Below are 25,967 nucleotides of genomic sequence, written 5' to 3'. Positions count from 1 at the left end.
GCAACTTCGAGCAGCTGACCCCGAACCCGACCCCCGCCTCGACGGTCATCAATGACAGCATCGATACCGTCACCGTAAGCATTGTCAGCAATGGAAATGTGACCGAAGACCAGCAACCTTCCTTTACTGTGAAAGTTAGCCAGGCGCTGGACCGTCCGTTGACCGTAACCCTGTCGAACGGCGACACCGTGACGATCGAAGCCGGTAAGACCGAAGTCGAGTACAAGACCTCGGTTCAGGGCGATGACGTCTATCTTGATGCAGGCTCCATCACGCTCAGTGTCACCGACGCTACAGTTCCGGGTGCCACCTTCGAGAAGCTGGCCTTGGGTGGCCCGGCTACCGTTGAGATCTCGGACACTATCAGTGAAGTGGTGGCCAAGCTGACCGCCACCCCGTCGGTCACCGAAGGCGGCGAGATCACCTACACCATCACGCTGACCAACAAAGACGGTCTGCCGATCAACAACCACTCGGAGCTGTACTTCAAGCTGACCGACGGCACCACTGTCGTTGTGGCAGCGAACAGCACCACCGGTTCGGCCACTGCAACCGCCCCGGACAATGTCTATGTCGGCACTAACGCGCCGGTGGTCAATGCCATCGACGCGGTCAGCGGCGCAGATGCGTGGAAGTTCGAAAACCTGAACCTGGACAAGACCCCGGTCAGCACAGAGGTCACCGACGAGCCAGGCACCCCAGGCAGCGAAGGCGACATCGTCAAGGTCACCATCACGGCCGACCAGACTTCGGTGGCCGAGAACGTCAAACCGACGTTCACCGTACACGTCAACCAGCCGCTGGCTCACGACCTGGTCGTGACCCTGAGCAACAACACCCAGGTCACCATCAAGGCCGGCGAAACCAGCGCGCCGTACACTCACGACGCGCAAGGCGATGACGTCTACCAAGATGCTGGCGAAATCAGCCTGGGTATCACCTCGGCAGTGGACGCCACTGGTGCGACCTTCGAGAACCTCGAGCTGGGCGGTGCGGCTTCGGTCCAAGTGACCGACACCCTCGACGAAGTGGTGGCCAAGCTGACCGCGACCCCGTCGGTCACCGAAGGCGGCGAGATCACCTACACCATCACGCTGACCAACAAAGACGGTCTGCCGATCAACAACCACTCGGAGCTGTACTTCAAGCTGACCGACGGCACCACCGTCGTCGTGGCAGCCAACAGCACCACCGGTTCGGCCACTGCAACCGCCCCGGACAACGTCTATGTCGGCACTAACGAGCCGGTGGTCAATGCCATCGAGGCCGTCAGCGGCGCAGATGCGTGGAAGTTCGAAAACCTGAACCTGGACAAGACCCCAGTCAGCACCGAGGTCACCGACGAGCCAGGTACCCCAGGCAGCGAAGGCGACATCGTCAAGGTCACCATCACGGCTGACCAGACCTCGGTAGCCGAGAACGTCAAACCGACCTTCACCGTGCACGTCAACCAGCCGCTGGCTCACGACCTGGTCGTGACCCTGAGCAACAACGCCCAGGTCACCATCAAGGCTGGCGAAACCAGCGCACCGTACACCCACGACGCACAGGGCGATGACGTCTATCAGGACGCTGGCCAGATCAGCCTGGGCATCAACTCGGCGGTGGACGCCACCGGCGCTGCGTTCGAGAACCTCGAGTTGGGCGGTGCTGCTTCGGTTCAAGTGACCGACACCCTCGACGAAGTGGTGGCCAAGCTGACTGCGACCCCTTCGGTGACCGAAGGCGGTGAGATCACTTACACGATTACGCTGACCAACAAAGACGGCCTGCCGATCAACAACCACTCGGAGCTGTACTTCAAGCTGACCGACGGCACCACTGTCGTCGTGGCAGCGAACAGCACCACCGGTTCGGCCACTGCAACCGCCCCGGACAACGTCTATGTGGGCACTAACCAGCCGGTGGTCAATGCCATCGACGCGGTCAGCGGTGCAGATGCGTGGAAGTTCGAAAACCTGAACCTGGACAAGACCCCGGTCAGCACCCAGGTCACCGACGAGCCAGGTACCCCAGGCAGCGAAGGCGACATCGTCAAGGTCACCATCACGGCCGACCAGACCTCGGTAGCCGAGAACGTCAAACCGACCTTCACCGTGCACGTCAACCAGCCGCTGGCTCACGACCTGGTCGTGACCCTGAGCAACAACGCCCAGGTCACCATCAAGGCTGGCGAGACCAGCGCACCGTACACCCACGACGCACAGGGCGATGACGTCTATCAGGACGCTGGCCAGATCAGCCTGGGCATCAACTCGGCGGTGGACGCCACCGGCGCTGCGTTCGAGAACCTCGAGTTGGGCGGTGCTGCTTCGGTTCAAGTGACCGACACCCTCGACGAAGTGGTGGCCAAGCTGACTGCGACCCCTTCGGTGACCGAAGGCGGTGAGATCACTTACACGATTACGCTGACCAACAAAGACGGCCTGCCGATCAACAACCACTCGGAGCTGTACTTCAAGCTGACCGACGGCAGCACTGTCGTCGTGGCAGCGAACAGCACCACCGGTTCGGCCACTGCAACCGCCCCGGACAACGTCTATGTCGGCACTAACGAGCCGGTGGTCAATGCCATCGACGCGGTCAGCGGCGCAGATGCGTGGAAGTTCGAAAACCTGAACCTGGACAAGACCCCGGTCAGCACCCAGGTCACCGACGAGCCAGGTACCCCAGGCAACGAAGGCGACCTGGTCAAAGTCACCATCACGGCCGACCAGACTTCGGTGGCCGAGAACGTCAAACCGACCTTCACCGTACACATCAACACCGCCCTGGCCCACGACCTGGTCGTGACCCTGAGCAACAATGCCCAGGTCACCATCAAGGCCGGTGAAACCAGCGCGCCGTACACCCACGACGCGCAAGGCGATGACGTCTACCAGGATGCTGGCGAAATCAGCCTGGGCATCAACTCGGCGGTGGACGCCACTGGTGCGACCTTCGAGAACCTCGAGCTGGGCGGTGCGGCTTCGGTCCAAGTGACCGACACCCTCGACGAAGTGGTGGCCAAGCTGACCGCCACCCCGTCGGTCACCGAAGGCGGCGAGATCACCTACACCATCACGCTGACCAACAAAGACGGTCTGCCGATCAACAACCACTCGGAGCTGTACTTCAAGCTGACCGACGGCACCACTGTCGTTGTGGCAGCGAACAGCACCACGGGCTCGGCGACTGCAACCGCACCAGACAACGTCTATGTCGGCACTAACGCGCCGGTGGTCAATGCCATCGACGCGGTCAGCGGCGCAGATGCGTGGAAGTTCGAAAACCTGAACCTGGACAAGACCCCGGTCAGCACCCAGGTCACCGACGAGCCAGGTACCCCAGGCAACGAAGGCGACCTGGTCAAGGTCACCATCACGGCCGACCAGACCTCGGTGGCTGAGAACGTCAAACCGACCTTCACCGTGCACGTCAACCAGCCGCTGGCCCACGACCTGGTCGTGACCCTGAGCAACAATGCCCAGGTCACCATCAAGGCCGGCGAAACCAGCGCGCCGTACACTCACGACGCGCAAGGCGATGACGTCTACCAAGATGCTGGCGAAATCAGCCTGGGCATCAACTCGGCGGTGGACGCCACTGGTGCGACCTTCGAGAACCTCGAGCTGGGCGGTGCTGCTTCGGTCCAAGTGACCGACACCCTCGACGAAGTGGTGGCCAAGCTGACCGCCACCCCGTCGGTCACCGAAGGCGGCGAGATCACCTACACCATCACGCTGACCAACAAAGATGGTCTGCCGATCAACAACCACAGTGCATTGACCTTCACGCTGAGCGACGGCAAAACCGTCATCACCGTGCCGGCCAACGGTACCGTAGGTACTGCTATCGTCACTGCCCCGGACAACGTCTACGTCGGTACCAACGACCCTGTCGTGAAATCGATCGCAACCGTTGAAGGTGCGGATGTCGGCAAGTTTGAGCAACTGACACTCGACAAGACCCCGGTCAGCACCCAGGTCACCGACGAGCCAGGTACCCCAGGCAGCGAAGGCGACCTGGTCAAGGTCACTATTACTGCTGACCAGACCTCGGTAGCCGAGAACGTCAAACCGACCTTCACCGTGCACGTCAACCAGCCGCTGGCCCACGACTTGGTCGTGACCCTGAGCAACAATGCCCAGGTCACCATCAAGGCCGGCGAAACCAGCGCGCCGTACACCCACGCTGCTCAGGGCGATGACGTCTACAACGACGCCGGCCAGATCAGCCTGGGTATCACCTCGGCAGTGGACGCCACTGGTGCGACCTTCGAGAACCTCGAGTTGGGCGGTGCGGCTTCGGTTCAAGTGACCGATACCACCGACGAAGTGGTGGCCAAGCTGACTGCCACCCCGTCGGTCACCGAAGGCGGCGAGATCACCTACACCATCACGCTGACCAACAAAGATGGTCTGCCGATCAATAACCACAGTGCATTGACCTTCACGCTGAGCGACGGCAAAACCGTCATCACCGTGCCGGCCAACGGTACCGTAGGTACTGCTACCGTCACTGCCCCGGACAACGTCTACGTCGGTACCAACGACCCTGTCGTGAAATCGATCGCAACCGTTGAAGGTGCGGATGTCGGCAAGTTTGAGCAACTGACACTCGACAAGACCCCGGTCAGCACCCAGGTCACCGACGAGCCAGGTACCCCAGGCAGCGAAGGCGACATCGTCAAGGTCACCATCACGGCTGACCAGACCTCGGTAGCCGAGAACGTCAAACCGACCTTCACCGTGCACGTCAACCAGCCGCTGGCCCACGACCTGGTCGTGACCCTGAGCAACAATGCCCAGGTCACCATCAAGGCCGGCGAAACCAGCGCGCCGTACACTCACGACGCGCAAGGCGATGACGTCTACCAGGATGCTGGCGAAATCAGCCTGGGCATCAACTCGGCGGTGGACGCCACTGGTGCGACCTTCGAGAACCTCGAGCTGGGCGGTGCGGCTTCGGTCCAAGTGACCGACACCCTCGACGAAGTGGTGGCCAAGCTGACCGCCACCCCGTCGGTCACCGAAGGCGGCGAGATCACCTACACCATCACGCTGACCAACAAAGATGGTCTGCCGATCAACAACCACTCGGAGCTGTACTTCAAGCTGACCGACGGCACCACTGTCGTTGTGGCAGCGAACAGCACCACCGGTTCGGCCACTGCAACCGCCCCGGACAATGTCTATGTCGGCACTAACGCGCCGGTGGTCAATGCCATCGACGCGGTCAGCGGCGTAGATGCGTGGAAGTTCGAAAACCTGAACCTGGACAAGACCCCGGTCAGCACCCAGGTCACCGACGAGCCAGGTACCCCAGGCAACGAAGGCGACTTGGTCAAAGTCACCATCACGGCTGACCAGACCTCGGTGGCCGAGAACGTCAAGCCGACCTTCACCGTACACATCAACACCGCCCTGGCTCACGACCTGGTCGTGACCCTGAGCAACAATGCCCAGGTCACCATCAAGGCCGGCGAAACCAGCGCGCCGTACACTCACGACGCGCAAGGCGATGACGTCTACCAAGATGCTGGCGAAATCAGCCTGGGCATCAACTCGGCGGTGGACGCCACTGGTGCGACCTTCGAGAACCTCGAGCTGGGCGGTGCGGCTTCGGTCCAAGTGACCGACACCCTCGACGAAGTGGTGGCCAAGCTGACCGCCACCCCGTCGGTCACCGAAGGCGGCGAGATCACCTACACCATCACGCTGACCAACAAAGATGGTCTGCCGATCAACAACCACTCGGAGCTGTACTTCAAGCTGACCGACGGCACCACTGTCGTTGTGGCAGCGAACAGCACCACGGGCTCGGCGACTGCAACCGCACCAGACAACGTCTATGTCGGCACTAACGCGCCGGTGGTCAATGCCATCGACGCGGTCAGCGGTGCAGATGCGTGGAAGTTCGAAAACCTGAACCTGGACAAGACCCCGGTCAGCACCCAGGTCACCGACGAGCCAGGTACCCCAGGCAACGAAGGCGACATCGTCAAGGTCACCATCACGGCCGACCAGACTTCGGTGGCCGAGAACGTCAAACCGACCTTCACCGTACATATCAACACCGCCCTGGCTCACGACTTGGTCGTGACCCTGAGCAACAATGCCCAGGTCACCATCAAGGCCGGTGAAACCAGCGCGCCGTACACCCACGACGCGCAAGGCGATGACGTCTACCAGGATGCTGGCGAAATCAGCCTGGGCATCAACTCGGCGGTGGACGCCACTGGTGCGACCTTCGAGAACCTCGAGCTGGGCGGTGCGGCTTCGGTCCAAGTGACCGACACCCTCGACGAAGTGGTGGCCAAGCTGACCGCCACCCCGTCGGTCACCGAAGGCGGCGAGATCACCTACACCATCACGCTGACCAACAAAGACGGTCTGCCGATCAACAACCACTCGGAGCTGTACTTCAAGCTGACCGACGGCACCACTGTCGTTGTGGCAGCGAACAGCACCACGGGCTCGGCGACTGCAACCGCACCAGACAACGTCTATGTCGGCACTAACGCGCCGGTGGTCAATGCCATCGACGCGGTCAGCGGCGCAGATGCGTGGAAGTTCGAAAACCTGAACCTGGACAAGACCCCGGTCAGCACCCAGGTCACCGACGAGCCAGGTACCCCAGGCAACGAAGGCGACCTGGTCAAGGTCACCATCACGGCCGACCAGACCTCGGTGGCTGAGAACGTCAAACCGACCTTCACCGTGCACGTCAACCAGCCGCTGGCCCACGACCTGGTCGTGACCCTGAGCAACAATGCCCAGGTCACCATCAAGGCCGGCGAAACCAGCGCGCCGTACACTCACGACGCGCAAGGCGATGACGTCTACCAAGATGCTGGCGAAATCAGCCTGGGCATCAACTCGGCGGTGGACGCCACTGGTGCGACCTTCGAGAACCTCGAGCTGGGCGGTGCTGCTTCGGTCCAAGTGACCGACACCCTCGACGAAGTGGTGGCCAAGCTGACCGCCACCCCGTCGGTCACCGAAGGCGGCGAGATCACCTACACCATCACGCTGACCAACAAAGATGGTCTGCCGATCAACAACCACAGTGCATTGACCTTCACGCTGAGCGACGGCAAAACCGTCATCACCGTGCCGGCCAACGGTACCGTAGGTACTGCTATCGTCACTGCCCCGGACAACGTCTACGTCGGTACCAACGACCCTGTCGTGAAATCGATCGCAACCGTTGAAGGTGCGGATGTCGGCAAGTTTGAGCAACTGACACTCGACAAGACCCCGGTCAGCACCCAGGTCACCGACGAGCCAGGTACCCCAGGCAGCGAAGGCGACCTGGTCAAGGTCACTATTACTGCTGACCAGACCTCGGTAGCCGAGAACGTCAAGCCGACCTTCACCGTGCACGTCAACCAGCCGCTGGCTCACGACCTGGTCGTGACCCTGAGCAACAATGCCCAGGTCACCATCAAGGCCGGTGAAACAAGCGCGCCGTACACCCACGCTGCGCAGGGCGATGACGTCTACAACGACGCTGGCCAGATCAGCCTGGGCATCAACTCGGCGGTAGACGCCACTGGTGCGACCTTCGAGAACCTCGAGCTGGGCGGTGCTGCTTCGGTCCAAGTGACCGACACCACCGACGAAGTAGTGGCCAAGCTGACTGCCACCCCGTCGGTCACCGAAGGCGGCGAGATCACCTACACCATCACGCTGACCAACAAAGACGGCTTGCCGATCAACAACCACAGTGCATTGACCTTCACGCTGAGCGACGGCAAAACCGTCATCACCGTGCCGGCCAACGGTACCGTGGGTACTGCCACTGTCACTGCCCCGGACAACGTCTACGTCGGCGCTAACGACCCTGTCGTGAAGTCGATCGCTACCGTTGAAGGCGCGGATGTCGGCAAGTTCGAGCAACTGACACTCGACAAGACCCCGGTCAGCACTACCGTCACCGACGAGCCTGGTACCCCAGGCAACCCGGGCGGCAGCAACGAAGGCGACCTGGTCAAGGTCACCATCACGGCCGACCAGACTTCGGTGGCCGAGAACGTCAAACCGACCTTCACCGTGCACATCAACACCGCCCTGGCTCACGACCTGGTCGTGACCCTGAGCAACAACGCTCAGGTCACCATCAAGGCCGGCGAAACCAGCGCGCCGTACACCCACGCTGCGCAAGGCGATGACGTTTACAACGACGCTGGCCAGATCAGCCTGGGTATCAATTCGGCGGTAGACGCCACTGGCGCTACGTTCGAGAACCTGCAACTGGGCGGTGCGGCTTCGGTTCAAGTGACCGACACCACCGACGAAGTCGTGGCCAAGCTGACCGCGACGCCTTCGGTGACCGAAGGCGGCGAGATCACCTACACCATCACGCTGACCAACAAAGACGGCTTGCCGATCAACAACCACAGTGCATTGACCTTCACGCTGAGCGACGGCAAAACCGTCATCACCGTGCCAGCTAATGGCACCGTGGGTACTGCCACCGTCACTGCCCCGGACAACGTCTACGTCGGCACCAACGACCCTGTGATCAAATCGATCGCTACCGTTGAAGGCGCGGATGTCGGCAAGTTCGAGCAACTGACCCTCGACAAGACGCCGGTCAGCACTACCGTCACCGACGAGCCTGGTACCCCAGGCAACCCGGGCGGCAGCAACGAAGGCGACCTGGTCAAAGTCACCATCACGGCTGACCAGACCTCGGTGGCCGAGAACGTCAAGCCGACCTTCACTGTGCACGTCAACCAGCCGCTGGCCCACGACCTGGTCGTGACCCTGAGCAACAACGCCCAGGTCACCATCAAGGCCGGTGAAACCAGCGCGCCGTACACCCACGCTGCACAAGGCGATGACGTTTACAACGACGCTGGCCAGATCAGCCTGGGTATCAACTCGGCGGTAGACGCCACTGGCGCTACGTTCGAGAACCTGCAACTGGGCGGTGCGGCTTCGGTTCAAGTGACCGACACCACCGACGAAGTCGTGGCCAAGCTGACCGCGACCCCTTCGGTCACCGAAGGCGGCGAGATCACTTACACCATCACGCTGACCAACAAAGACGGCTTGCCGATCAACAACCACAGTGCATTGACCTTCACGCTGAGCGACGGCAAAACCGTCATCACCGTGCCGGCCAACGGCACCGTGGGTACTGCCACTGTCACTGCCCCGGACAACGTCTACGTTGGCACCAACGACCCTGTGATCAAATCGATCGCTACCGTTGAAGGCGCAGATGTCGGCAAGTTCGAACAACTGACACTGGACAAGACCCCGGTCAGCACGTCGGTTACCGACGAGCCAGGTACGCCGGGCAACGAAGGCGACCTGGTCAAGGTCACCATCACGGCCGACCAGACCTCGGTGGCCGAGAACGTCAAACCGACCTTCACCGTGCACATCAACACCGCCCTGGCTCACGACCTGGTCGTGACCCTGAGCAACAATGCTCAGGTCACCATCAAGGCCGGCGAAACCAGCGCGCCGTACACCCACGCTGCGCAGGGCGATGACGTCTACAACGACGCTGGCCAGATCAGCCTGGGCATCACGTCTGCTGTGGATGTAGACGGTCGCACCTTCGAAAACCTGGAGCTGGGCGGTGCCGCTTCGGTCCAAGTGACCGACACCACCGACGAAGTTGTGGCGAAGCTGACCGCGACCCCTTCGGTCACCGAAGGCGGCGAGATCACCTACACCATCACGCTGACCAACAAAGACGGCCTGCCGATCAACAACCACAGTGCATTGACCTTCACGCTGAGCGACGGCAAAACCGTCATCACTGTGCCGGCCAACGGCACCGTGGGTACTGCTACCGTGACTGCCCCGGACAACGTCTACGTCGGTACCAACGACCCTGTGATCAAATCGATCGCAACCGTTGAAGGTGCGGATGTCGGCAAGTTCGAGCAACTGACCCTCGACAAAACCCCGGTCAGCACGTCGGTTACCGACGAGCCTGGTACCCCAGGCAACCCGGGCGGCAGCAACGAAGGCGACCTGGTCAAGGTCACCATCACGGCCGACCAGACTTCGGTGGCCGAGAACGTCAAGCCGACCTTCACCGTGCACATCAACACCGCCCTGGCTCACGACCTGGTCGTGACCCTGAGCAACAATGCCCAGGTCACCATCAAGGCCGGTGAAACCAGCGCGCCGTACACCCACGACGCGCAAGGCGATGACGTCTACAACGACGCTGGCCAGATCAGCCTGGGCATCAACTCGGCGGTAGACGCCACTGGTGCGACCTTCGAGAACCTCGAGCTGGGCGGTGCTGCTTCGGTCCAAGTGACCGACACCACCGACGAAGTAGTGGCCAAGCTGACTGCCACCCCGTCGGTCACCGAAGGCGGCGAGATCACCTACACCATCACGCTGACCAACAAAGACGGCTTGCCGATCAACAACCACAGTGCATTGACCTTCACGCTGAGCGACGGCAAAACCGTCATCACCGTGCCGGCCAACGGTACCGTGGGTACTGCCACTGTCACTGCCCCGGACAACGTCTACGTCGGCGCTAACGACCCTGTCGTGAAGTCGATCGCTACCGTTGAAGGCGCGGATGTCGGCAAGTTCGAGCAACTGACACTCGACAAGACCCCGGTCAGCACTACCGTCACCGACGAGCCTGGTACCCCAGGCAACCCGGGCGGCAGCAACGAAGGCGACCTGGTCAAGGTCACCATCACGGCCGACCAGACTTCGGTGGCCGAGAACGTCAAACCGACCTTCACTGTGCACGTCAACCAGCCGCTGGCCCACGACCTGGTCGTGACCCTGAGCAACAACGCCCAGGTCACCATCAAGGCCGGTGAAACCAGCGCGCCGTACACCCACGCTGCACAAGGCGATGACGTTTACAACGACGCTGGCCAGATCAGCCTGGGTATCAACTCGGCGGTGGACGCCACTGGTGCGACCTTCGAGAACCTCGAGCTGGGCGGTGCTGCTTCGGTCCAAGTGACCGACACCACCGACGAAGTAGTGGCCAAGCTGACTGCCACCCCGTCGGTCACCGAAGGCGGCGAGATCACCTACACCATCACGCTGACCAACAAAGACGGCTTGCCGATCAACAACCACAGTGCATTGACCTTCACGCTGAGCGACGGCAAAACCGTCATCACCGTGCCGGCCAACGGTACCGTGGGTACTGCCACTGTCACTGCCCCGGACAACGTCTACGTCGGCGCTAACGACCCTGTCGTGAAGTCGATCGCTACCGTTGAAGGCGCGGATGTCGGCAAGTTCGAGCAACTGACACTCGACAAGACCCCGGTCAGCACTACCGTCACCGACGAGCCTGGTACCCCAGGCAACCCGGGCGGCAGCAACGAAGGCGACCTGGTCAAGGTCACCATCACGGCCGACCAGACTTCGGTGGCCGAGAACGTCAAACCGACCTTCACCGTGCATACCAACACCGCCCTGGCTCACGACATGGTCGTGACCCTGAGCAACAATGCCCAGGTCACCATCAAGGCTGGCGAAACCAGCGCGCCGTACACCCACGCTGCGCAAGGCGATGACGTCTACAACGACGCTGGCCAGATCAGCCTGGGCATCACGTCTGCTGTGGATGTAGACGGTCGCACCTTCGAAAACCTGGAGCTGGGCGGTGCCGCGAAGGTGGATGTCACCGACACCACCGACGAAGTCGTGGCCAAGCTGACCGCGACCCCTTCGGTCACCGAAGGCGGCGAGATCACTTACACCATCACGCTGACCAACAAAGACGGCTTGCCGATCAACAACCACAGTGCATTGACCTTTACGCTGAGCGACGGCAAAACCGTCATCACCGTGCCGGCCAACGGCACCGTGGGTACTGCCACTGTCACTGCCCCGGACAACGTCTACGTTGGCACCAACGACCCTGTGATCAAATCGATCGCTACCGTTGAAGGCGCAGATGTCGGCAAGTTCGAACAACTGACACTGGACAAGACCCCGGTCAGCACGTCGGTTACCGACGAGCCGGGCACCCCAGGCAACGAAGGCGACCTGGTCAAGGTCACTATTACTGCTGACCAGACTTCGGTGGCCGAGAACGTCAAACCGACGTTCACCGTGCACATCAACACCGCCCTGGCTCACGACCTGGTCGTGACCCTGAGCAACAATGCCCAGGTCACCATCAAGGCCGGTGAAACCAGCGCGCCGTACACCCACGCTGCACAAGGCGATGACGTTTACAACGACGCTGGCCAGATCAGCCTGGGTATCAACTCGGCGGTGGACGCCACTGGTGCGACCTTCGAGAACCTCGAGCTGGGCGGTGCTGCTTCGGTCCAAGTGACCGACACCACCGACGAAGTAGTGGCCAAGCTGACTGCCACCCCGTCGGTCACCGAAGGCGGCGAGATCACTTACACCATCACGCTGACCAACAAAGACGGCTTGCCGATCAACAACCACAGTGCATTGACCTTCACGCTGAGCGACGGCAAAACCGTCATCACCGTGCCGGCCAACGGTACCGTGGGTACTGCTACCGTGACTGCCCCGGACAACGTCTACGTCGGCACCAACGACCCTGTGATCAAATCGATCGCTACCGTTGAAGGCGCGGATGTCGGCAAGTTCGAGCAACTGACCCTCGACAAGACGCCGGTCAGCACTACCGTCACCGACGAGCCTGGTACCCCAGGCAACCCGGGCGGCAGCAACGAAGGCGACCTGGTCAAAGTCACCATCACGGCTGACCAGACCTCGGTGGCCGAGAACGTCAAGCCGACCTTCACTGTGCACGTCAACCAGCCGCTGGCCCACGACCTGGTCGTGACCCTGAGCAACAACGCTCAGGTCACCATCAAGGCCGGCGAAACCAGCGCGCCGTACACCCACGCTGCGCAGGGCGATGACGTCTACAACGACGCTGGCCAGATCAGCCTGGGTATCAATTCGGCGGTAGACGCCACTGGCGCTACGTTCGAGAACCTGCAACTGGGCGGTGCGGCTTCGGTTCAAGTGACCGACACCACCGACGAAGTAGTGGCCAAGCTGACCGCGACCCCGTCGGTGACCGAAGGCGGTGAGATCACTTACACCATCACGCTGACCAACAAAGACGGCTTGCCGATCAACAACCACAGTGCATTGACCTTCACGCTGAGCGACGGCAAAACCGTCATCACCGTGCCGGCCAACGGTACCGTGGGTACTGCCACCGTCACTGCCCCGGACAACGTCTACGTCGGTACCAACGACCCGGTGATCAAATCGATCGCTACCGTTGAAGGCGCAGATGTCGGCAAGTTCGAGCAACTGACACTGGACAAGACCCCGGTCAGCACGTCGGTCACCGACGAGCCGGGCACCCCAGGCAACGAAGGCGATCTGGTCAAGGTCACCATCACGGCCGACCAGACCTCGGTAGCCGAGAACGTCAAACCGACCTTCACTGTACACATCAACACCGCCCTGGCCCACGACCTGGTCGTGACCCTGAGCAACAACGCCCAGGTCACCATCAAGGCCGGTGAAACCAGCGCGCCGTACACCCACGCTGCTCAGGGTGATGACGTCTACAACGACGCTGGCCAGATCAGCCTGGGCATCACGTCTGCTGTGGATGTAGACGGTCGCACCTTCGAGAACCTGCAACTGGGCGGCAACGCTTCGGTTCAAGTGACTGACACCACCGACGAAGTAGTGGCCAAGTTGACCGCGACCCCGTCGGTGACCGAAGGCGGTGAGATCACTTACACCATCACGCTGACCAACAAAGACGGCTTGCCGATCAACAACCACAGTGCATTGACCTTCACGCTGAGCGACGGCAAAACCGTCATCACCGTGCCGGCCAACGGTACCGTGGGTACTGCTACCGTGACTGCCCCGGACAACGTCTACGTTGGCACCAACGACCCTGTGATCAAATCGATCGCAACCGTTGAAGGCGCAGATGTCGGCAAGTTCGAACAACTGACACTCGACAAGACCCCGGTCAGCACGTCGGTTACCGACGAGCCAGGCACTCCAGGCAACGAAGGCGACCTGGTCAAGGTCACCATCACGGCCGACCAGACTTCGGTGGCCGAGAACGTCAAACCGACCTTCACCGTACACATCAACACCGCCCTGGCCCACGATCTGGTCGTGACCCTGAGCAACAACGCTCAGGTCACCATCAAGGCTGGCGAGACCAGCGCGCCGTACACCCACGCTGCGCAGGGTGATGACGTCTACAACGACGCTGGCCAGATCAGCCTGGGCATCACGTCTGCTGTGGATGTAGACGGTCGCACCTTCGAGAACCTGGAGCTGGGCGGTGCCGCGAAGGTGGATGTCACCGACACCACCGACGAAGTGGTGGCCAAGCTGACCGCGACGCCTTCGGTGACCGAAGGTGGTGAGATCACCTACACCATCACCCTGACCAACAAAGATGGTCTGCCGATCAACAACCACAGTGCATTGACCTTCACGCTGAGCGACGGCAAAACCGTCATCACCGTGCCGGCCAACGGCACCGTGGGTACTGCCACTGTCACTGCCCCGGACAACGTCTACGTTGGCACCAACGACCCTGTGATCAAATCGATCGCTACCGTTGAAGGCGCAGATGTCGGCAAGTTCGAGCAACTGACGCTGGACAAAACCCCGGTCAGCACGTCGGTTACCGACGAGCCAGGTACGCCGGGCAACGAAGGCGACCTGGTCAAAGTCACCATCACGGCTGACCAGACCTCGGTGGCCGAGAACGTCAAGCCGACCTTCACCGTACACATCAACACCGCCTTGGCTCACGACCTGGTCGTGACCCTGAGCAACAATGCTCAGGTCACCATCAAGGCCGGCGAAACCAGCGCGCCGTACACCCACGCTGCGCAGGGCGATGACGTCTACAACGACGCTGGCCAGATCAGCCTGGGTATCAATTCGGCGGTAGACGCCACTGGCGCTACGTTCGAGAACCTGCAACTGGGCGGTGCGGCTTCGGTTCAAGTGACTGACACCACCGACGAAGTAGTGGCCAAGTTGACCGCGACCCCGTCGGTGACCGAAGGCGGTGAGATCACTTACACCATCACGCTGACCAACAAAGACGGCTTGCCGATCAACAACCACAGTGCATTGACCTTCACGCTGAGCGACGGCAAAACCGTCATCACCGTGCCGGCTAATGGCACCGTGGGTACTGCCACCGTCACTGCCCCGGACAACGTCTACGTCGGCGCTAACGACCCTGTCGTGAAGTCGATCGCTACCGTTGAAGGCGTGGATGTCGGCAAGTTCGAGCAACTGACACTCGACAAGACCCCGGTCAGCACTACCGTCACCGACGAGCCTGGTACTCCAGGCAACCCGGGCGGCAGCAACGAAGGCGACCTGGTCAAGGTCACCATCACGGCCGACCAGACTTCGGTGGCCGAGAACGTCAAGCCGACCTTCACCGTGCACATCAACACCGCCCTGGCTCACGACCTGGTCGTGACCCTGAGCAACAACGCTCAGGTCACCATCAAGGCCGGCGAAACCAGCGCGCCGTACACCCACGCTGCGCAGGGCGATGACGTCTACAACGACGCTGGCCAGATCAGCCTGGGTATCAATTCGGCGGTAGACGCCACTGGCGCTACGTTCGAGAACCTGCAACTGGGCGGTGCGGCTTCGGTTCAAGTGACCGACACCACCGACGAAGTAGTGGCCAAGCTGACCGCGACCCCGTCGGTGACCGAAGGCGGTGAGATCACTTACACCATCACGCTGACCAACAAAGACGGCTTGCCGATCAACAACCACAGTGCATTGGCCTTCACGCTGAGCGACGGCAAAACCGTCATCACCGTGCCGGCCAACGGTACCGTGGGTACTGCCACCGTCACTGCCCCGGACAACGTCTACGTCGGTACCAACGACCCGGTGATCAAATCGATCGCTACCGTTGAAGGCGCAGATGTCGGCAAGTTCGAGCAACTGACACTGGACAAGACCCCGGTCAGCACGTCGGTCACCGACGAGCCGGGCACCCCAGGCAACGAAGGCGATCTGGTCAAGGTCACCATCACGGCCGACCAGACCTCGGTAGCCGAGAACGTCAAACCGACCTTCACTGTACACATCAACACCGCCCTGGCCCACGACCTGGTCGTGACCCTGAGCAACAACGCCCAGGTCACCATCAAGGCCGGTGAAACCAGCGCGCCGTACACCCACGCTGCTCAGGGTGATGACGTCTACAACGACGCTGGCCAGATCAGCCTGGGCATCACGTCTGCTGTGGATGTAGACGGTCGCACCTTCGAAAACCTGGAGCTGGGCGGTGCCGCTTCGGTCCAAGTAACCGACACCACCGACGAAGTGGTGGCCAAGCTGACCGCGACGCCTTCGGTGACCGAAGGCGGCGAGATCACCTACACCATCACGCTGACCAACAAAGACGGTCTGCCGATCAACAACCACAGTGCATTGACCTTCACGCTGAGCGACGGCAAAACCGTCATCACCGTGCCGGCCAACGGCACCGTGGGTACTGCCACCGTGACTGCTCCGAACAACGTCTACGTCGGCACCAACGACCCTGTCGTGATGTCGATCGCAACCGTTGAAGGTGCGGACGTTGGCAAGTTCGAGCAACTGACACTCGACAAGACCCCGGTCAGCACGTCGGTCACCGACGAGCCGGGTACCCCAGGCAACGAAGGCGACCTGGTCAAGGTCACCATCACGGCCGACCAGACCTCGGTGGCCGAGAACGTCAAGCCGACGTTCACCGTACACATCAACACCGCCTTGGCTCACGACCTGGTCGTGACCCTGAGCAACAACGCTCAGGTCACCATCAAGGCCGGTGAGACCAGCGCGCCGTACACCCACGACGCGCAAGGCGATGACGTCTACAACGACGCTGGCCAGATCAGCCTGGGCATCAACTCGGCGGTAGACGCCACTGGTGCGACCTTCGAGAACCTCGAGCTGGGCGGTGCTGCTTCGGTCCAAGTGACCGACACCACCGACGAAGTAGTGGCCAAGCTGACTGCCACCCCGTCGGTCACCGAAGGCGGCGAGATCACCTACACCATCACGCTGACCAACAAAGACGGCTTGCCGATCAACAACCACAGTGCATTGACCTTCACGCTGAGCGACGGCAAAACCGTCATCACGGTGCCGGCCAACGGCACCGTGGGTACTGCTACCGTGACTGCCCCGGACAACGTCTACGTTGGCGCCAACGACCCTGTGATCAAATCGATCGCAACCGTTGAAGGCGCGGATGTCGGCAAGTTCGAGCAACTGACCCTCGACAAGACCCCGGTCAGCACGTCGGTTACCGACGAGCCGGGCACTCCAGGCAACGAAGGCGACCTGGTCAAGGTCACCATCACGGCCGACCAGACTTCGGTGGCCGAGAACGTCAAGCCGACCTTCACCGTGCACGTCAACCAGCCGCTGGCTCACGACCTGGTCGTGACCCTGAGCAACAATGCCCAGGTCACCATCAAGGCCGGCGAAACCAGCGCGCCGTACACCCACGCTGCGCAAGGCGATGACGTTTACAACGACGCTGGCCAGATCAGCCTGGGTATCACCTCGGCGGTGGACGCCACTGGTGCGACCTTCGAGAACCTCGAGTTGGGCGGTGCGGCTTCGGTTCAAGTGACCGACACCACCGACGAAGTGGTGGCCAAGCTGACCGCGACGCCTTCGGTGACCGAAGGCGGCGAGATCACCTACACCATTACCCTGACCAACAAAGACGGCCTGCCGATCAACAACCACAGTGCATTGACCTTTACGCTGAGCGACGGCAAAACCGTCATCACCGTGCCGGCTAATGGCACCGTGGGTACTGCCACTGTCACTGCCCCGGACAACGTCTACGTCGGTACCAACGACCCGGTGATCAAATCGATCGCTACCGTTGAAGGCGCGGATGTCGGCAAGTTCGAGCAACTGACGCTGGACAAGACGCCGGTCAGCACTACCGTCACCGACGAGCCTGGCACTCCAGGCAACCCGGGCGGCAGCAACGAAGGCGACCTGGTCAAGGTCACTATTACTGCTGACCAGACCTCGGTGGCCGAGAACGTCAAACCGACGTTCACCGTGCACATCAACACCGCCCTGGCTCACGACCTGGTCGTGACCCTGAGCAACAATGCCCAGGTCACCATCAAGGCTGGCGAAACCAGCGCGCCATACACCCACGCTGCGCAGGGTGATGACGTTTACAACGATGCTGGCCAGATCAGCCTGGGTATTAATTCGGCGGTAGACGCCACTGGCGCTGCGTTCGAGAACCTCGAGTTGGGCGGTGCGGCTTCGGTTCAAGTGACCGACACCACCGACGAAGTGGTGGCCAAGTTGACCGCCACCCCGTCGGTGACCGAAGGCGGTGAGATCACTTACACCATCACGCTGACCAACAAAGACGGCCTGCCGATCAACAACCACAGTGCATTGACCTTCACGCTGAGCGACGGCAAAACCGTCATCACTGTGCCGGCCAACGGCACCGTGGGTACTGCTACCGTGACTGCCCCGGACAACGTCTACGTCGGTACCAACGACCCTGTGATCAAATCGATCGCTACCGTTGAAGGCGCGGATGTCGGCAAGTTCGAGCAACTGACACTCGACAAGACCCCGGTCAGCACTACCGTCACCGACGAGCCTGGTACCCCAGGCAACCCGGGCGGCAGCAACGAAGGCGACCTGGTCAAGGTCACCATCACGGCCGACCAGACTTCGGTGGCCGAGAACGTCAAACCGACCTTCACTGTGCACGTCAACCAGCCGCTGGCCCACGACCTGGTCGTGACCCTGAGCAACAACGCCCAGGTCACCATCAAGGCCGGTGAAACCAGCGCGCCGTACACCCACGCTGCACAAGGCGATGACGTTTACAACGACGCTGGCCAGATCAGCCTGGGTATCAACTCGGCGGTGGACGCCACTGGTGCGACCTTCGAGAACCTCGAGCTGGGCGGTGCTGCTTCGGTCCAAGTGACCGACACCACCGACGAAGTAGTGGCCAAGCTGACTGCCACCCCGTCGGTCACCGAAGGCGGCGAGATCACTTACACCATCACGCTGACCAACAAAGACGGCTTGCCGATCAACAACCACAGTGCATTGACCTTCACGCTGAGCGACGGCAAAACCGTCATCACCGTGCCGGCCAACGGTACCGTGGGTACTGCTACCGTGACTGCCCCGGACAACGTCTACGTCGGCACCAACGACCCTGTGATCAAATCGATCGCTACCGTTGAAGGCGCGGATGTCGGCAAGTTCGAGCAACTGACCCTCGACAAGACGCCGGTCAGCACTACCGTCACCGACGAGCCTGGTACCCCAGGCAACCCGGGCGGCAGCAACGAAGGCGACCTGGTCAAAGTCACCATCACGGCTGACCAGACCTCGGTGGCCGAGAACGTCAAGCCGACCTTCACTGTGCACGTCAACCAGCCGCTGGCCCACGACCTGGTCGTGACCCTGAGCAACAACGCCCAGGTCACCATCAAGGCCGGTGAAACCAGCGCGCCGTACACCCACGCTGCACAAGGCGATGACGTTTACAACGACGCTGGCCAGATCAGCCTGGGTATCAACTCGGCGGTAGACGCCACTGGCGCTACGTTCGAGAACCTGCAACTGGGCGGTGCGGCTTCGGTTCAAGTGACCGACACCACCGACGAAGTCGTGGCCAAGCTGACCGCGACCCCTTCGGTCACCGAAGGCGGCGAGATCACTTACACCATCACGCTGACCAACAAAGACGGCTTGCCGATCAACAACCACAGTGCATTGACCTTCACGCTGAGCGACGGCAAAACCGTCATCACCGTGCCGGCCAACGGTACCGTGGGTACTGCTACCGTGACTGCCCCGGACAACGTCTACGTCGGCACCAACGACCCTGTCGTGAAGTCGATCGCTACCGTTGAAGGCGTGGATGTCGGCAAGTTCGAGCAACTGACACTCGACAAGACCCCGGTCAGCACTACCGTCACCGACGAGCCTGGTACTCCAGGCAACCCGGGCGGCAGCAACGAAGGCGACCTGGTCAAGGTCACCATCACGGCCGACCAGACTTCGGTGGCCGAGAACGTCAAGCCGACCTTCACCGTGCACATCAACACCGCCCTGGCTCACGACCTGGTCGTGACCCTGAGCAACAACGCTCAGGTCACCATCAAGGCCGGCGAAACCAGCGCGCCGTACACCCACGCTGCACAAGGCGATGACGTTTACAACGACGCTGGCCAGATCAGCCTGGGTATCAATTCGGCGGTAGACGCCACTGGCGCTACGTTCGAGAACCTGCAACTGGGCGGTGCGGCTTCGGTTCAAGTGACCGACACCACCGACGAAGTAGTGGCCAAGCTGACCGCGACCCCGTCGGTGACCGAAGGCGGTGAGATCACTTACACCATCACGCTGACCAACAAAGACGGCTTGCCGATCAACAACCACAGTGCATTGGCCTTCACGCTGAGCGACGGCAAAACCGTCATCACCGTGCCGGCCAACGGTACCGTGGGTACTGCCACCGTCACTGCCCCGGACAACGTCTACGTCGGTACCAACGACCCGGTGATCAAATCGATCGCTACCGTTGAAGGCGCAGATGTCGGCAAGTTCGAGCAACTGACACTGGACAAGACCCCGGTCAGCACGTCGGTCACCGACGAGCCGGGCACCCCAGGCAACGAAGGCGATCTGGTCAAGGTCACCATCACGGCCGACCAGACCTCGGTAGCCGAGAACGTCAAACCGACCTTCACTGTACACATCAACACCGCCCTGGCCCACGACCTGGTCGTGACCCTGAGCAACAACGCCCAGGTCACCATCAAGGCTGGCGAAACCAGCGCGCCGTACACCCACGCTGCGCAAGGCGATGACGTCTACAACGACGCTGGCCAGATCAGCCTGGGCATCACGTCTGCTGTGGATGTAGACGGTCGCACCTTCGAAAACCTGGAGCTGGGCGGTGCCGCGAAGGTGGATGTCACCGACACCACCGACGAAGTCGTGGCCAAGCTGACCGCGACCCCTTCGGTCACCGAAGGCGGCGAGATCACTTACACCATCACGCTGACCAACAAAGACGGCTTGCCGATCAACAACCACAGTGCATTGACCTTCACGCTGAGCGACGGCAAAACCGTCATCACCGTGCCGGCCAACGGTACCGTGGGTACTGCCACCGTCACTGCCCCGGACAACGTCTACGTCGGTACCAACGACCCGGTGATCAAATCGATCGCTACCGTTGAAGGCGCAGATGTCGGCAAGTTCGAGCAACTGACACTGGACAAGACCCCGGTCAGCACGTCGGTCACCGACGAGCCGGGCACCCCAGGCAACGAAGGCGATCTGGTCAAGGTCACCATCACGGCCGACCAGACCTCGGTAGCCGAGAACGTCAAACCGACCTTCACTGTACACATCAACACCGCCCTGGCCCACGACCTGGTCGTGACCCTGAGCAACAACGCCCAGGTCACCATCAAGGCCGGTGAAACCAGCGCGCCGTACACCCACGCTGCTCAGGGTGATGACGTCTACAACGACGCTGGCCAGATCAGCCTGGGCATCACGTCTGCTGTGGATGTAGACGGTCGCACCTTCGAGAACCTGCAACTGGGCGGCAACGCTTCGGTTCAAGTGACTGACACCACCGACGAAGTAGTGGCCAAGTTGACCGCGACCCCGTCGGTGACCGAAGGCGGTGAGATCACTTACACCATCACGCTGACCAACAAAGACGGCTTGCCGATCAACAACCACAGTGCATTGACCTTCACGCTGAGCGACGGCAAAACCGTCATCACCGTGCCGGCCAACGGTACCGTGGGTACTGCTACCGTGACTGCCCCGGACAACGTCTACGTTGGCACCAACGACCCTGTGATCAAATCGATCGCAACCGTTGAAGGCGCAGATGTCGGCAAGTTCGAACAACTGACACTCGACAAGACCCCGGTCAGCACGTCGGTTACCGACGAGCCAGGCACTCCAGGCAACGAAGGCGACCTGGTCAAGGTCACCATCACGGCCGACCAGACTTCGGTGGCCGAGAACGTCAAACCGACCTTCACCGTACACATCAACACCGCCCTGGCCCACGATCTGGTCGTGACCCTGAGCAACAATGCCCAGGTCACCATCAAGGCCGGCGAAACCAGCGCGCCGTACACCCACGCTGCGCAAGGCGATGACGTCTACAACGATGCTGGCCAGATCAGCCTGGGTATCAATTCGGCGGTAGACGTCACTGGCGCTAAGTTCGAGAACCTGCAACTGGGCGGTGCGGCTACCGTTCAGGTTACCGACACCACCGACGAAGTGGTGGCCAAGCTGACCGCGACCCCTTCGGTCACCGAAGGTGGTGAGATCACCTACACCATCACCCTGACCAACAAAGACGGCTTGCCGATCAACAACCACAGTGCATTGACCTTCACGCTGAGCGACGGCAAAACCGTCATCACCGTGCCGGCCAACGGTACCGTGGGTACTGCTACCGTGACTGCCCCGGACAACGTCTACGTTGGCACCAACGACCCTGTGATCAAATCGATCGCAACCGTTGAAGGTGCGGATGTCGGCAAATTCGAGCAACTGACGCTGGACAAAACCCCGGTCAGCACCGCTGTAACCGACGAACCAGGTACGGGAACGCCGGGCACCGGCAACCAGGGTGACGTCACCACCGTTGGTATTACCGGCACGTCTTCTCTGACCGAAGGTGAAACCGGCCAGTACACGCTGACCCTGAGCAACGCGTCCAAGTCCGAAGTCACTATCACCCTTAGCTACAGCGGTACCGCCAAAAACGGTGATGACTTCACCGGTGTTGCGACCGTGAAGATTCCGGCCAACAGCACAGGCACGACGTTCAACATCGCTACCCTCGATGACAAACTGGTCGAAGGTACCGAGAACTTCGTCGTGAAGATCGAAACCGCCACGGGTGGTAACTTCGAGAACCTGCAGGTTGATAGCAGCAAATCGAGCGTGACGACCACCATTCTCGACAATGACCACCTGCCGGTTTCGCCTGGCGGCGCAGTATTTGGCGTGGAGGACACCGATTACGTGTTTGCCTGGAGTGATTTCAAAGTCACTGATGCCGACGGCAACACTAACCTGTCTGTGACCATTACCTCGCTCCCGGCCGCCGGCAACTTGCAGTTCTTCAACGGTACTGCCTGGGTGAATGTGGCCGTTGGCCAGGTGGTCAGCCAGGCTGATATCACTGCCAAGAACCTGAAGTTCGTTCCGGCCCTCAACCAGTCGGGTGCGGACAACTACGGTGGTAATGGCGTGGGTAACCAGAAGGCTGACTACGCCCAGTTCAAGTTCAAGCCGAACGATGGCACCAACTTGGGCAGCGAAGTGACCATGAAGGTCGATATCAGCCCGGTTGCCGACAAACCGACCCTGAGCTTCGGCAGCGCCGATATCGAGTCCAAAGGGCTGACCAAGGAAGTCTGGACCAGCCTCAAAGGCCTGGGTACTGGCGGCAACGGCATTACCGGCGAGGATCTGAAGACGGTCTTTGCCAACTCCGGCAGCGCGAACTCCAGCAGCACCACGACCAACGTGCAGTCCGATGGCAGCGTCACCGCTGGCACCGGTTCGAAAACGTCGGGCCTGATCTACCTGGAAGCCGGCAAGGTCTATACCTTCAGTGGCTTGGCCGACGACAGCTTCGTGGTCACCATCGGTGGCAAGACTGTAGTCACGGCCACCTGGGGAGCCGGTGGCGGGGTGTCGGGTACCTTTACCCCAAATACCAGCGGCTACTACCCGATCGAGGTCTACCATGCCAACCAGTCCGGTCCAGGCAGCTATGACCTGAACATCCAGGTAGGCTCCGGTGCCGTTACCGACCTGAGCAGCTCGAACGTCAAGATGTACCAGAACGTTACCGAGATGGCGAACGCAGGCCTGGGCGTGTCCGACCTGCACACCGTGAATGGTCAGAGCTACTACGACGGCTACAAGCTCAACGAAGGGCCTGAGGGTGGCTCGGTGAAACTGGTCGGTATTTCCACCGCCCTGACCGACACTGACGGCTCCGAAAGCCTGAACGTGACACTCAGCGGTATCCCGAAAGGTACCGTATTGAGCGATGGTGCAGGCCACACGGTCACGGTTGGTACTGCCCCGGTCGATGTGACAGGCTGGAAACTCAGCAGCCTGACGCTGACCCCGCCGGCCTATTACAAAGGCTCGTTCGACATCACGGTTACCTCGACTGCCACCGAAAGCCTGGGCGGCTCGGCCATCACCACCGGCAATATCCCGGTGACGGTGTACGCTGCGACCTACAAGGCCAGTGTGGGTACCTCGGGCAATGACACGATGACCGGTAGTGAAGGCAACGACATCATCGTCGCTGACGTATCCGGGCTCAACGTGGTTCAGGGCAAGAACTACAACATCGCCTTCATGGTCGACAGCTCGGGCAGTATGAGCGACAAGTCGATTGCCGACGCCAAGACGCAGTTGGCTTCGGTGTTCAACACGCTCAAGGCCAGCCTGGGCTCGGACACCTCGGGTACCGTAAACATCTTCCTGGTTGACTTCGATACCCAGGTAAACAAGAACGTGGCAGTGAACCTTGCCGACCCGGATGCTTTGAGCAAGTTGCAGGCGGTATTGAACTCGATGGTGGGCGGCTACTACGGTGGCGGTACCAACTATGAAGACGCGTTCAAGACCACGTCCAACTTCTTCAACAGCACCATGGCCACCGGCAACAAAGGTGCGGAGAACCTGACTTACTTCATTACCGACGGTAAGCCAACCTATTATCAGAGCGGTGAGTCCACCAACCCTAGCCTGTGGAAGAATGGCAAGAGCCTGGATGATGTAGTCAACGTCAACAATTACAAGATGGGTGACACGTTCAGCGCCTGGGCCGATGCGACTCACAAGGTCGAGATCAGCAGCAATGGTGTGGTCAAAGTGCTGACCTATACCGAGAACCGCCGCGGTGAGTTGGTGCTTGACTCCACCAAGACGGTCGGCACCCTTCACGCACAAGGTGATGGTACCTATGAACTCTCCAGCCTGGACGGTACCGGCTACGCGGATTACTGGAACTACGTCTACTCGGCCGCAGGTTCTACTGAAAGTTTCGCAGTATTGGGCGGCACCAATGGCTTGAGCAAAGTCCAGGCTATCGGCCTGAACAGCGATGTCACGCTGAACGATCTGAAACCTTACGACAGTGCCGGCAAGCCACAGACCAATATCGACCCGTCCGATTTGGCCAAGGCGATTCTCGGTCACTCCGAAGCAACGGTGCCAGGTGCCGACACCATTGATAGTGGTAACGGCAACGACATCATCTTCGGTGACCTGATCACCCTCAACGGTGTCGTCAGCGAGGGTTACCAGGCCCTGCAGACGTACGTTGCACAGAAGAGCGGTGTTGAAGTCAGTGCTGTCACTACCAGCAATGTTCACCAGTACATCACCGAGCACTACACCGAGTTCGATATCTCCGGTGCCAAAGACGGCAACGACATCCTGTCGGGCGGCAATGGCAATGACATCCTCTTCGGCCAAGGTGGCAGCGACACGCTCGATGGTGGCAAAGGTAACGACATCCTGCTGGGCGGTACCGGCAATGACTCCCTGATCGGTGGCCAGGGCGACGATATCCTGATCGGTGGCAGCGGTGCCGACACCTTCGTATGGAAGGCTGGCGACATCGGTAACGACGTGATCAAGGACTTCAACAAGGCCGAGGGTGACCGTATCGACCTGAAGGACCTGCTGCAGGGCGAGAAGGGCAGCACCATCGACAACTACCTGAAGCTCACCACGGTGGAGGGTACGACCACGTTGCAAGTCAGCAGCGAAGGCAAGCTCAACGCCGAAGGTGGTATCGCCAACGCCGACGTGACTATCAAACTGGAAGGGGTGAACTGGTCCAACCAGACGATCAACTCGTTGATCAGCGGTGCCGATCCGACCATCATCATCCACAACAAGGACAGCTGA

1 protein-coding gene (running past one end of the window) is annotated in these 25,967 nt (G+C 60.9%); it reads left to right on the top strand.

The features are described 5' to 3' along the window. On the top strand, positions 1-25,967 hold the 3' portion of the coding sequence (locus tag V6093_RS17070) for an immunoglobulin-like domain-containing protein (RefSeq protein ID WP_406669565.1). 3,769 nt of this gene lie to the left of the window's left edge; only the last 25,967 of its 29,736 coding nucleotides appear in the window; its start codon lies off the left edge, out of view; it ends in the stop codon at positions 25,965-25,967.

The organism is Pseudomonas putida group bacterium ESBL64, from assembly GCF_045277175.1.
Lineage (GTDB): Bacteria > Pseudomonadota > Gammaproteobacteria > Pseudomonadales > Pseudomonadaceae > Aquipseudomonas > Aquipseudomonas alloputida.
Note: the sequence above shows the minus strand (reverse complement) of the source record. Positions and strands in the feature narration are given on the sequence as shown.